The 12,789-nt window shown below is 68.8% G+C and carries 6 protein-coding genes, 1 tRNA gene and 1 pseudogene; 4 read left to right on the top strand and 4 right to left on the bottom strand.

The window, feature by feature from the left end:
- Positions 1-30: 30 nt before the first annotated feature.
- Entirely contained in the window at positions 31-312 is a 282-nt protein-coding gene (locus A3M1_RS0116610; protein WP_018390121.1) for an acyl carrier protein, read from the bottom strand.
- Between the two features lie 277 nt (positions 313-589).
- Between A3M1_RS0116610 and A3M1_RS0116615 the strand changes: the two genes are divergently transcribed.
- Together A3M1_RS0116615 and pbpC are read left to right on the top strand one after the other, a co-directional pair.
- On the top strand, positions 590-5,917 hold the full coding sequence (locus tag A3M1_RS0116615; RefSeq protein ID WP_018390122.1) for an alpha-2-macroglobulin: 5,328 nt from the start codon (positions 590-592) through the stop codon (positions 5,915-5,917).
- A gap of 58 nt (positions 5,918-5,975) precedes the next feature.
- Positions 5,976-8,051, top strand: coding sequence for a penicillin-binding protein 1C (gene pbpC / locus A3M1_RS0116620; protein ID WP_018390123.1), 2,076 nt, complete (start codon positions 5,976-5,978; stop codon positions 8,049-8,051).
- Here the strand turns inward: pbpC and A3M1_RS0116625 are convergent.
- Together A3M1_RS0116625 and A3M1_RS0116630 are read right to left on the bottom strand one after the other, a co-directional pair.
- Positions 8,038-8,241: a DUF1127 domain-containing protein gene (locus A3M1_RS0116625; protein WP_018390124.1), complete on the bottom strand. Its 204-nt coding sequence runs from the start codon at positions 8,239-8,241 to the stop codon at positions 8,038-8,040. The genes pbpC and A3M1_RS0116625 overlap by 14 nt on opposite strands.
- Before the next feature lie 235 nt (positions 8,242-8,476).
- On the bottom strand, positions 8,477-8,899 hold the full coding sequence (locus A3M1_RS0116630; RefSeq protein ID WP_371258755.1) for a glutathione S-transferase N-terminal domain-containing protein: 423 nt from the start codon (positions 8,897-8,899) through the stop codon (positions 8,477-8,479).
- Positions 8,900-9,230: 331 nt separating this feature from the next.
- Between A3M1_RS0116630 and A3M1_RS0116635 the strand changes: the two genes are divergently transcribed.
- Positions 9,231-9,304, top strand: a tRNA-Gln gene (locus A3M1_RS0116635).
- A gap of 205 nt (positions 9,305-9,509) precedes the next feature.
- On the opposite strand, the gene A3M1_RS0116640 is transcribed toward A3M1_RS0116635, so the two are convergent.
- Complete coding sequence (locus A3M1_RS0116640) at positions 9,510-10,073, bottom strand: recombinase family protein (RefSeq protein ID WP_018390126.1); 564 nt, start codon at positions 10,071-10,073, stop codon at positions 9,510-9,512.
- A gap of 517 nt (positions 10,074-10,590) precedes the next feature.
- Here A3M1_RS0116640 and A3M1_RS0116645 point away from each other — a divergent pair.
- Positions 10,591-12,789, top strand: a pseudogene (locus tag A3M1_RS0116645) (hypothetical protein); the annotation flags it as partial.

Genomic DNA, 12,789 nt, shown 5'->3' on the forward strand with positions numbered 1-12,789 from the left:
GTCCCGCTTGTACGACGTCCTTCCGCCGGATCAGGCGGACTTGGCTGCGATCAGCTCGTCGATGCGCGCGCAAAGATTCTTGAGGACGAAGTACTGCTCGGTCGTCGCCTTGCCTTCATTGACTTCCTGCGTCCAGCTCTCAAGCGGCAGCTTGATGCCGAACGCCTTGTCGATGGCGAAGGCGATGTCGAGGAAGTCCAGGCTGTCGATGCCGAGATCGTCGATCGCGTGGCTTTCCGGCGTGATGTTCTCGCGCGGAATGTCGCACGTCTCGGCAATGATGTTGGCAACGGTCTCGAACGTGGTCGACATGAAAGGCCTCTGGTCTCGGCAGCCGCGTCCGGCCACGGTTGAATGGGTTCGCCCGGCGCTCCCGCGTCGCAGGCCCCCGAATGGATGTCGGCCCGTATACCTAAGCGCGGACGGCGATTCAATGGCGGCGGCGCGGCAATCCTCGGCAGTGTGACATCCATGCCGTCGCCGAGGCTCGGCGGGGGATGTCGCCGCCGCCCGGCAACGTCATGGCACCGTGACCGATTTCGTCCTATCGTTCGCCCCAAAGCAGGCGGTCAGTCTCGGAGCAGGTGCCATGATCCCGTTTACCTCGGCCTTTTCCTGGCTCGGACACGGGGTTGCCGTGTCGGTGCTGGCGTTGTCACTTGTGGGTCCGGCCTCGGCACAGGCGCCCAAGCCTGCCGGGACCAAGCCCGCCGCGGCGGCGCCCGCCAAACCGGCGGCCGCGCCGACGGCCAAACCGGCCACCGATGCACTGCCGAAAACCTATGCCCCGCAAGAGCTTGTCGAGGCCGCGCGGCGGCTGCAGGCGCTGATGCAACGCGAGCGCGGACCGCTGCCGAAGCCGGCTGCCCAGCTGCGCAGGGACGCCGATGCCGCGCTTGCCGCTGGCGACGCCCGCACGGCTGCCGGCCTTTATGGCCAATTGGCGCAGGCGAGCCCGGGCGATGCCGGGCTCTGGCAGCGCTTTTCCCGCGCGCTCTCGCGCATCAAGCCGAGCGAGAATGAAAGCGCCGACACGTTCCTGGAGCGGGCGCAGGCGGCTGCCTTCCTCGCCTATCGCGCGGCGACGACGCGGGCGGCGCAGGCCGAGGCGCTGTTCGCCATCGGCCATCTCTATGACCAGCGCTCGCTCTGGCGCCCGGCGCTCGACACGTTCGCGACGGGGCTGACCTATGCCGATGTGCCGGAGCAGCGCGCCTTCTACGACACGCTGCGCGAGGAGCGTGGCTTCCGCATCCTCGACTACAGCGTCGATTCGGATGCCTCCAACCCGCGGATCTGCGTGCAGTTTTCCGAACCGCTGGTGAAGGGCGGCAAGGACTATTCCGCTTATGTGACGCTGCGCGGGCCGCAGGGTCCGGTCGATAAGCCGGCGGTGACGGCAGAGGAGAGCCAGCTCTGCGTCGAGGGGCTGAAGCATGGCGAGACCTATGATGTGACGCTGCGGGCCGGCCTGCCGTCGTCCATTGCCGCCGAGCCGCTTCGCGCCAACTCCGAGCTGACCATCTATGTGCGCGATCGCAAGCCGAGCGTGCGCTTCACGGGGCGGAACTACGTGCTGCCCCGCACCGGCCCGCGCGGCATTCCCGTGGTGTCGGTCAATACCTCCAAGGTGGCTGTCGATCTTTACCGCATCGGCGACCGCAGCCTGATTCCCACCGCTCTCGACGGCGAGTTCCGCCGCGACCTCGGCGGCTATGACCTGCAGCAGCTGAAGGACGGCAAGGCGGAGGTCATCTTCAAGGGCGAGCTGGAGACCGCGTCGCCGCTGAACGAGGACGTCACCACCTCCTTCCCCGTCGATGAGGCGGTGAAGACGCTGGCGCCCGGCGTCTATGTGCTCGCCGCCCGCCCGGGGGGCGATGCCGCCGACCCGAATGACGAGTGGAGCTCGCGCGCCACTCAGTGGTTCGTGGTTTCCGATCTCGGCCTCACCGCGCTGTCGGGCAGCAAGGGCCTGACCGTGCTGGTGCGCGCGCTCGGCAGCTCCCAGCCTTTGGAGGGGGTGGAACTGCGCCTTCTCGCCAAGTCGAACGACGTGCTCGCCACCGCCCGGACGGACGCCAGCGGCACCGCCGCCTTCGATGCCGGGCTGATGCGCGGCACGGAAGGCTTCGCGCCGGCTGTCATCGTCGCCCAGGCGAAGGAGGGCGACTATGCCTTCCTGTCGCTGGAGGATCAGGCTTTCGACCTTACCGACCGTGGCGTTGGTGGGCGCGCGGCGCCCGAGCGCTACGATGCCTTCGTCACCACTGAGCGCGGCGTCTACCGCTCCGGCGAGGAGGTGCACGTCACCGCGCTGCTGCGCAGCCCGCAGGTGATGGCGGCGGCCGGCGTGCCGCTGACGGTGATGTTCAAGCGTCCCGACGGCGTCGAGGAGCGCCGCGAGCTGGTCGCCGACCAGGGCGCGGGTGGGCGCACGCTCACCTATCCGCTGATGGGCGACGCGATGACCGGCACCTGGCGGGTCGAGGCTTATGTTGACCCGCGCGGCGCGCCGGTGGGCGCCACCACTTTCCTGCTGGAAGACTATGTGCCCGAGCGTCTGGCGCTCGACCTTTCCACCAGCGCCACTTTCCTTGCCGCCAACGCCCCGGTGACGGTGGCGGCCGATGGGCGCTGGCTGTTCGGCCCGCCGGCGGCGGGGCTCGACATTGAGGGCGAGATCGAGGTGCGGGTGGCGGATGCGCGCCCGGGCCTGCCGGGCTGGCGCTTCGGCCGCATGGATGACGGCTTCACCCCGGTGCGCCAGCCGCTGGCCGATACTCCCGTAACGGACGCGCAGGGCAAGGCGAGCCTGCCGGTCGCCCTTCCCAACCTGCCGGCGACCGCACGGCCGCTGGAGGCGGAGATCTTCGTCGCGCTGAATGAAGGCGGCGGGCGGGCGGTGCGCCGCTCCCTCGTGTTGCCGGTGCGCGCGGCCGGCGATGGCATCGGCGTCAAGCCGCTGTTCGACAAGGCAGGGCCGGGCGAGAACGCCACTGCCGGCTTCGAGGTGCAGGGCTTCGATGCCGCCGGCCAGCCGGTGGCCTTGAAGGGCGCGAAATGGGCGCTCTACCGCGTCGAGACCCGCTATCAATGGTACCGCCTCGGCGGCAGCTGGGATTTCGAGCCGGTCGAATCGGTGGCGAAGGTGGCGGACGGTGCGCTCGACCTGACCGCCAGTGCACCGGCGCGACTCAACGTTCCGGTCGCCTGGGGCCGCTATCGGCTGGAAGTCACCGACGGTGCACGCGCCACGGCCGTGTCCTTCGATGCCGGCTGGGGGGGCGGGGCCACCGCCGACGCGCCGGACCGGCTGGAGGTCGGGCTCGACAAGGCGCAATACGTCGCCGGCGACGCGCTCAAGGTGAACCTCACCAGCCGCATGGCCGGTTCCGCCACCGTGCTGATCGTCGGTGACGGGGTACTGGCGGCGAAGACGCTCGACGTGCCGGCGGGGGATTCCTCGGTCGCCTTCACCGTCGCTGCGGAATGGGGCCCGGGCGCCTATGCGCTGGCCTTCGTTCATCGCCCGCTGGATGTGGCGGCGAGCCGCAATCCCGGCCGCGCCATCGGCCTCGCCTGGTTCGGCGTCGACCGCGCCGAGCGGGTGCTCGGCGTCAAGCTGGACGCGCCCGCTCTCGCGCGGCCGGAAACGACGCTTTCCGTGCCGGTTGAGGTGACGGGGGGCGGGCAAGGCGAGGCTTTTGTGACGCTCGCGCTGGTCGATGTCGGCATTCTCAACCTCACCGGCTTCAAGGCGCCTGATCCAGATGGCTTCTATCTCGGCCAGCGCGCGCTGGGCACAGAGGTGCGCGACTTCTATGGCCAGCTGATCGACGGCATGCTCGGCAGCCGGGGGCGCCTGCGCGCGGGCGGCGACGCCATGGATATGGGCCTGCAGGCGGAACCGCCGACGCAGCCGCCGCTGGCTTTGTTCTCCGGGCTGGTGAAGCTCGACGCGCAGGGCAGGGGCACCATCGACTTCACTCTGCCGCCCTTCGACGGCACCGGCCGGCTGATGGCGGTGGCGTGGTCCGGCGCGGCGGTGGGCCATGCGCAGGCCGATGTGGTGATCCGCGATCCGGTGGTGATCACCGCCACCCTGCCGCGCTTCCTCGCTTCCGGCGACCGCTCGACCCTCAACCTGTCGCTCGACAATGTGGACGGCGAGGCGGGGGATTACGCGCTGGATATCGTCACCGACGGTCCGGTGAAGGTGGCCAGCGCGCCGAGGACGGTGCCGCTCGCCAAGGGCGCGCGCCAGTCCTTCGCCGCACAGATGGACGGCACCGGCATCGGCGAGGCCAAGGTCTCGGTGCGGCTGTCGGGGCCCGGCGGGCTCGCTATCGTGCGCGACTATGCGCTGAATGTGCGTCCGGCCTATCCCGCCATCTCCCGCCGCAGCGTCGAGACGCTGGCGCCGGGCGCGGCGCTGACGCTCAGCGCCGATCTTGTCGCCGATCTGGTGCCGGGGCGCGGCGGGGTCAGCGTTTCCGCCGGGCTCGATCCGGCCTTCGATGTGCCGGCGCTGATCGGCGCGCTCGACCGCTACCCCTTCGCCTGTTCCGAACAGCTGACCAGCCGGGCGCTGCCGCTGCTCTATCTCAGCGATTTCGGCCCGCCGCAGCGCTTCCGCCTGACCAAGGACCCGGCCGAGACGATCCGCAACGCCATTGCCCGGCTGATCGCCCGGCAGGGTTCGGATGGCTCCTTCGGCCTGTGGGAGGCAGGGGGCAATGATCTGTGGCTCGACGCCTATGTCAGCGACTTCCTGACCCGTGCCCGCGAGCGCGGCCACGCCGTGCCGGAACAGCCCTTCGTCATGGCGCTGGACCGGCTGCGCAATTCGCTCGCCTATGCCGGCGAAGGCGCCACCGACGATGGGCAGGCCTACGCCATCTACGTGCTGGCCCGCAACGGCCGGGCGCCGCTGGGCGATCTGCGCTATGTGGCCGACGCCAAGCTCGACGAGGTGACGAGCGCGATGGCGCGCGGCCAGCTCGCGGCCTCGCTCGCCATGCTCGGCGACAAGGGGCGGGCGGAGAAGGTGTTCGGCGCGGCGCTGGAACTGCTGCCCAGCGCGGCAGAGACGGTGACGTCAGGCCGGCCGGATTTCGGCTCGGTGCTGCGCGACGCCGCCGGGGTGGCGACGCTCGCTTCCGAGGCCGGCTTCACCGGCACGGCGCGCACCGCCCGCCAGAGAGTGGCCACCGCCTTTGTCGATGCCGGCCCGACCTCAACCCAGGAAGACGCCTGGCTGCTGCTGGCCGCCCGGGCGCTGCGCGAGGGCAGGGGCATTGCCCTCGATATCGACGGCACCGCCCATACCGGGCTCTATGAGCGCACGCTCACCCCGCCGGAACTGGCCAAGCCGATCGTGCTGACCAATCGCGGCATCGCCCCGCTGGATGTCGCCGTTTCCATCGACGGCCCGCCAGTGGCGCCGGAGCCGGCGGCGGCGAACGGGTTCAGCCTGAGCCGCAGCTACTACACGCTCGCCGGCGTGCCGGCCGACCCGGCCAAGGTGGCACAGAACCAGCGCCTCGTTGTCGTGCTGGAGGCGCAGGAGGACGAGGCGGGGCCGAGCCATGTGCTGCTGGTCGACCATCTCCCCGCCGGCTTCGAAATCGACAATCCGAGCCTCGCCGTGGGCGCGGATGTCGGTGCGCTGGCCTGGCTGGGCGACACGACGCAGCCGGCGCATGCGGAGTTCCGCGACGCCTTCTTCGCCGCCGCCTTCGACCGCACGCAGGGCTCGGAGGAGCCGGAACTGCTGCGCGTCGCCTATATCGTGCGCGCCGTCTCCCCCGGCCGCTACGCGCATCCGCCCGCCATCGTGGAAGACATGTACCGCCCCGGCCGCTTCGCCCGCACCAGCGCGGGCCGGACCGAGGTGACGGGGCCGGCGAAGTGAGGGGGCTCGCGTGAGGCGGGGGGCGCGGCGCGCGTGCGGCATCGCCGTTCTCGGGGCGATGCTGCTGGCGGGAGGCTCTTATGCCTGGCTCGCCGGCGTGCGCGCCAGCGCCCCGCCGCCACCTGGGCTCGCCCTCTCGGTTGAGGTGCGTGACCGCGAGGGGCGGTTGCTGCGCCCCTTCGCCCTCGCTGACGGGCGCTGGCGGCTTAAGGCGGAGACCCGCGAGGTCGACCGGCGCTTTCGCGACATGCTGGTCGCCTATGAGGACAAGCGCTTCTGGGAGCATGGGGGGGTCGATCCGCTCGCTTTGGTGCGGGCGGCGGGGCAGATGCTGCGGCACGGGCGCATTGTCTCCGGCGGCTCCACCCTGACCATGCAGGTGGCCCGGCTGCTGGAGCCGCGCGAGGGCAGCGGATTCGCGGCCAAGCTCGGCGCCAAGCTCACCGAGATGCGTCGCGCCATCCAGCTGGAGGCGCGGCTGAGCAAGAGCGAGATCCTGGCGCTCTATCTCACTCTGGCGCCCTATGGCGGCAATATCGAGGGCGTGCGGGCGGCCAGCCTCGCCTGGTTCGGCAAGGAGCCGCGCCGGCTCACCCTTGCCGAATCGGCGCTGCTGGTCGCCCTGCCGCAGGCGCCGGAATCGCGCCGGCCGGACCGCCACCCGGCGCGGGCCCTGCGGGCGCGCGACACGGTGCTCGCCCGGCTGGGCGAGGCCGGGCTGTTCGGCGCGGCGGAAGTGGCGTTCGCCGGCCGGGCGCCAGTGCCCACCGGTCGCCTCGCCTTGCCGATGCTCGCCCCTCACGCGGCGGAGGCTGCCCGGCGCCAGCAGCCGGCAGCGCAAAGCCATGAGCTCGCCATCGACGCCTCGGCGCAGGCACGGCTGGAGACGCTGGCGGCGGAGCGGGTGCGCGAGCTCGGCACCGGCGTCTCGCTGGCGCTCGTCATGGTCGACAATGCCAGCGGCGAGGTGCTGGCGCGGGTGAGCGGCGCTGATCCGCAGGACACTGAGCGCGCCGGCGCGGTGGATTTGACGCGGGCGATCCGTTCGCCCGGCTCGACGCTGAAGCCGTTCATCTATGGCCTCGCCTTCGAGGACGGCCTTGCCCATCCCGAGACGCTGATTGAGGACCGGCCGGCGCGCTTCGGTGCTTACCGGCCGCGCAATTTTGACCGCGACTATCAGGGCACGGTGTCGGTGAAGCAGGCGCTTCAATTGTCGCTGAACGTGCCGGCGGTGGTGCTGCTGCAGGCGGTGGGGCCGCAAAGGCTCGCCAGCCGGCTCGGCCAGTCCGGCTTCGCGCTCAAGCTGCCGCCGGGCGAAGTCCCGGGGCTTGCCGTCGGGCTGGGCGGCGTCGGCATGAGCCTCGATGCGCTGGCCGGGCTCTATGCCGGCATCGCCAATGGCGGTCTGGCGCAGGGCCTGCGCGACCGGCTGGACGGCGCCGCTTCAGGGCCGGAGAGCGCCCGGCAACTGATGAGCCCGGTCGCCGCGGCCTATCTCGCGCAATCGCTGGCCGGCACGCCGGCCCCGCGCAACGAGCGCGCCGGGCGCATCGCCTTCAAGACCGGTACGTCCTTCGGCTATCGCGACGCCTGGGCGGTGGGGTTCGACGGGCGCCGGACGATCGCGGTGTGGGTGGGGCGGCCCGACGGACAGCCCGTGCCCGGCATGATCGGGCGAGAGGCGGCGGCACCCATCCTGTTCGAGGCGTTTGCCCGGCTGGTGAGCCGACCCGCCCCGTTCGCGCCGGCCCCGCCCGAGGCGCTGGACGTGAAGAACGCGCAATTGCCGCCGCCGCTCCGGCATTTCGGGCAGGCGTCGGGACAGGAAAATGGGGGAGAGGGGCCGAAAATCGCTTTCCCGCCTGATGGGGCCAGCCTGGAGCGCGAGGGCGACGAGCCGATGGCGCTCAAGGTGAGCGGCGGGACCGGCAAGCTAACCGTGTTTGTCGATGGCGTGCCGAGCGGCCAGCCCGCCGGGGCCGCCACATTATTCTGGCGGCCGGCGGGCGCGGGCTTCGTGCGTCTGACCGTCATGGACGCTGCAGGATTAACCGACAGCGTCACCTTGCGTATTCGCGGAGCGACCGATTGGAACGAGGCCGCTCAGCCGGGACGTCTCAGCGGCCGTTGACAGCGGCGCGGGCGATGTCCTGGCGGGTCAGGCCACGCTTGGCGAGGGCGGCGTCCGAAAGACGGGCAAGAGCCTCGTAGCGCTGGGCGATGCGACGGCCTTCACCAATGGCTTCAAAGAAGCTGGTAACGCCTTCGACGAGGCGGGAGAAGAAGTCGGACGAGGTGTGGTTAAGGGTCGTGGTGTTCATTTGAGCCTCCAGTATTCTGTATGCCACGAAATATAGAGGCTTTATCGCAGCGCAAAAGACGGAATGCTGCATGGCAGCACTGAGGTCTGTGCATGCCTGGCTTTGCCCGTTAATGCAGCATTAACCGGATTAATGGGGGTCAATCCAACCAAAATGGTTGAGAGCGGTCCGGGGTGGGCTATCGGACTGCCCTTTCATGCGCCTTTCGGCTTGGGAGCCATGTTTAAAACGACGGTCACGGCGCCCTGCCGGGGAGGTGAGCCATGGCGGCGTGGATGGCCCGGCAGTGCTGCACGAGGACCAGAAGCGCGGTGTCGCGCTGCGCCCCGGTGAGCCCGGCGTCGAGCGCCACGCCATGCCGGCTCTCCAGATGGGCGATAATGGTATCGCTGTCGCCGATCACCTCGCCCGCGTCGACGATATAGGGAAGCTGCCCGCGCGGCGCGGTCGAGGCATCCACCACATGCCGGTGCGCGAAGGGCAGGCGGGCCAGTCGGAGATAGGCAAAAATCTTCAGCCCGTAGCCATTATTGACGGCGGCGCCGAAAAGCGGCGGATAGGAATAGAGCACGATCACGTCGGCCTCCGATGGCGTGGCGCGCACGGCGTGCACGGCGCCCCATTTCGCTCTGCCAGCCTTACCGATGAACCCGGTCACGTCCGCCAGTCGCAGCGCCTGTCTTTGCGCTGCCGACGCCGCCGGCCCGGTTGGCGACCGAATCGACGCTCCTCTGTGCGGGCCGCGTGCGGGCCGCTGCGGCGAGAGCGCCGCGTTGGCGGACGCGGATATTCCTGCCGGCGGTGGGGGCCAGCCCTGCCGAGGCGCCTGCTTTCCGGCGCGGCGGAACGGTGGTGGTGGAAACTGCACGGTGGGGGGTAGACCGAGCCGGCAGGAGCGTCTATAGAGCGCGCCACTGCCGCTGCCCCCGCGTCCCGACACCTCGTGTCGCCGCGGAAGGCCCCGGAAGACGCCGCGTGCGGCGTTACGGTGGGGGATAGTTTAACGGTAGAACTGCGGACTCTGACTCCGTTAGTCCTGGTTCGAATCCAGGTCCCCCAGCCACCTCCTTTCTCATCGACATAAGTCCTGGAGATTTGGCGCCTCCGGCTACCGGCGCGCCTTTCATCGCTGACAGCGAGGTGCGCGAGTGCATCGGGCGCTGACGGCTTCTTCTGGCCCGCTGCCGGATCCGGGCGCTGTCCTGCCATTGCCGACATTCCCGACTCGCCCGGCCGTGCCCGGGCGAGTCTCGCTGGCGATCCGCCGCTCAGTTCGCGGTGTCGTCGGGGTGCCCGGATTTCGAGGGGCGCCGGGGGAAGATTCGGTACACGGTCGCGGGGGAGACGCCGAGCGCCCGTGCCACTTCCGGGACGGCATTGCCGTTTGCCAGCAGCCGGTGGGCCTTGGCGATATCCTTGTTCGAGAGCGATTGCGGCCGACCGCGCCGCCGCGGCCCGCTTGATGCGACCGCCGGCGCCGGGCCGGGCTCGGTCAGCTGGACCAGCGCGCGGCAGGCGAAGGCGAGCGCCTCGCCGGTGGGAATCATCATGTCCATCGGCATGCCGCCCAACCGAATCGTCACGCCCTTCTGGCTGAGGGACGCGACGATGCGGACGACCGTCTCGACATCGGCACCGAGATGACCGAGCGCCGGCACCGTCAGCACATCGCCCAGGCGCGAGAAATCCAGCGCCGCCCGCAAGCCGGGCCGATCGATGCGGCGATCGTCATCTATGTCGGTAAAGACATGCTCGCAGCCGAGCGCCCGCAGCGCTGCGGCCTCCGGCGGTTCCGGCTCGGCCCGCGCAGGCCTGCCGGCGTTGGAAGACATGGAATCTCCCGGCAAGAGAAAAGTTGGGCCAGAAACGGCGCTGCCGTCCGTCCGGCCGTCGGTTTCGACGAGACAATAACCAATGAGCATAATTCCCCGCAGGCCGGGCATCCTCCGCAAAAAGAATGTCGGTCGAACCCGCTCCGACCGTGCCTCTGGCCTCCCCTGATGCGTAGCAAAAATAGCACGGTGGCGGAGAACTGCCATGCTGACGTAACGGAATTTCAGGGAGGTGTTATTTTAGCGCAATTTTCGAGAATTTCCTGCGGCTGCGGCGATGGTTCTGAAATTGTTGGAAATCATACATATCCCTGTGAGGGGAGTATCATGACACCCTAAGAAGCAATTTATTACCGATACTTACGCAACATTTTTGACAATGTGACGACCTTGCATCGTCAAAGGCCGTTGCATTAGCGTTCCCCCGAATCGTGACGTTCCGGGCTAGCGGGTACCGGATTCGTCGCGCAAAGGGCGGCTCGACCGCCTGCCCAATATCGGGATTTCGGGGGACTACATGGCGAAGAAGATTGCCAAGGCGCGCCGCGGCGCGCGCGCCGCGATGGAGCTTGTCGGGCGGAACAAGGTCCACGCGGCCGCTTCCATGAAGATTGATCATCGCAAGGGGGCTCTGTTCGGGTCGGCCTCTGCCGCTGCGGTAGCGGCCATGCTGACCGCCGCCGTGATGCTGGCGCCGACGCGTGTCGCGGCGGCGCCAGCGGGCTGCACCGAGACTTCCGGTAGCTGGTTCTGCGACAATGGCACCGGCGTCGAGCAGAGCGGCAACATCAAGGGCAACGGCCAGGCGAACACCATCGAAATCGTCGGTGGCTCGTACACGGCCGGTGACTATCCCAGCACCGACGTGAACGGCAAAGCCGGCAATGACGTGGTCACGATCCGTCCGGACGCGGCCGCCACCAACGAGGCGTCCATTTCCATCGACGGCACGATCGACGGTGATGCCGACGACGACGTCATCACCATCGGCGGCGGGTCGTTCTCCAACCCCGCCTGGACCGGCTTCGTCAACATCAACGGCGATGTGAAGGGTGGTGACGGCAACGACACGATCAACATCACGGCCGCCGACGATATCTCGACGGGCATTCTTAAAGTCGGCGGCGTCGGCGGCAACGTCCTTGGTGGCGATGGCAACGACGACATCAATATTTTCAACGCCTCAAATGAAGAGATCACGATCCAGGGATCGGTGAGGGGCGAGGCGGGCAACGACGAGATTTCGGTGTTCGCGACCGACGGCGCCGATATCGGCATCGACGGCGATGTCGAGGGCGGGCGTGGAAACGACCGGTTGCTGCTTGGGTCGTTCGGTTTCCGTAGCGACGTGGTGGCGGATGACGTCGAAGGCGGTTCCGGCCGCGACTTTATCGCGGTGGTCAGCGGCTTCGGCGGCGAGACCCGCGTGGACGATATCGACGGCGGCGACGGCAACGACTTCATCGGTGTGGTCAGCGTTCTCGGCGGCGAGACCCGCGTCGACGACATCTCCGGCGGAGATGGCGATGATTCCATTCGGCTGCTGGCGTCGAAGGGCGGCGAGATCCGCTTTGACGACATCTCCGGCGACGGCGGCTTCTTGTCGAGCGGCGACGACCGGATCGTGCTCTCTGCGACGGACGGCGGCGACATCACCGGCGACGACATTGACGGCAATAGCGGCGATGACTTCATCGGCCTGTTCGCTTCCGAAGGCGGCGACATCCGCGTCGACGACATCGACGGCGGCTGGGGCAACGACACGATCCTGCTGTCGGCGACGGACCGGCGGAGCGACGTCGGTGTCGATGACATCTCGGGCGGCCTCGGCGATGACTTCATCGGTCTCTTCGCTTCGGAACGCGGCGAAGTGCGCTTCGACAGCATTTCCGGTGGCTTTGGCGATGACGTCATCGGGCTGCTGGCGACCAAGGGCGGCGAGATCTCCGGCAACGACATCGACGGAAGCTTCGGTGACGACAAGATCGGCCTGATCGCCACCAAGGGCGGCGAAATCCGCGTCGAAGACATCTCCGGCGGCGATGGCGATGATTCCATTCGTCTCGTAGCGTCGAAGGGCGGCGAGATCCGCTTCGACGACATCTCGGGCGACGGCGGCTTCTTGTCGAGCGGCGACGACCGGATCGTGCTCTCCGCGACGGACGGCGGCGACATCACCGGCGACGACATTGACAGCAATCTTGGCGACGACTTCATCGGCCTGTTCGCCTCCGAAGGTGGCGACATCCGCGTCGACGACATCGACGGCGGCTGGGGCAACGACACCATCCTTCTGTCGGCGACCGACCGGCGCAGCGACATTCGCGCCGACGACATTTCGGGCGGCCTTGGCGATGACTTCATTGGCGTCTTTGCCAGCCGGGGCGCCGAAGTGCGCGTCGACGACATCTCCGGCGGTTTCGGCGACGACGAAATCACGCTCCGGGCAACCCGCGGCGGCGACATTCGCGCCGAGGACATTTCCGGCGGCTTCGGCGATGACGAGATCGGCCTGACCGCCAGCCGTGGCGGTGAGATCCGCGTCGAGGACATCTCCGGTGGCGATGGCGAGGACGAGATCACGCTTCGCGCGAGCAGCGGCGGCGAGATCCGCTTTGACGACATCTCGGGCGACGGCGGCTTCTTGTCGAGCGGCGACGACCGGATCGTGCTCTCCGCGACGGACGGCGGCGACATCACCGGCGACGACATTGAC

Origin of the sequence: Ancylobacter sp. FA202 (genome assembly GCF_000380205.1) — a bacterium.
Taxonomy (GTDB): Bacteria; Pseudomonadota; Alphaproteobacteria; order Rhizobiales; family Xanthobacteraceae; genus Ancylobacter.

What these genes read in the sequence shown, in the direction of transcription:
- pbpC (WP_018390123.1), top strand. Translation starts at nt 5,976, where the DNA reads ATGCTGCTGGCGGGAGGCTCTTATGCCTGGCTCGCCGGCGTGCGCGCC.
- A3M1_RS0116640 (WP_018390126.1), bottom strand. Translation starts at nt 10,073, where the DNA reads ATGTCTTCCAACGCCGGCAGGCCTGCGCGGGCCGAGCCGGAACCGCCG.
- A3M1_RS0116625 (WP_018390124.1), bottom strand. Translation starts at nt 8,241, where the DNA reads ATGAACACCACGACCCTTAACCACACCTCGTCCGACTTCTTCTCCCGC.
- A3M1_RS0116615 (WP_018390122.1), top strand. Translation starts at nt 590, where the DNA reads ATGATCCCGTTTACCTCGGCCTTTTCCTGGCTCGGACACGGGGTTGCC.
- A3M1_RS0116610 (WP_018390121.1), bottom strand. Translation starts at nt 312, where the DNA reads ATGTCGACCACGTTCGAGACCGTTGCCAACATCATTGCCGAGACGTGC.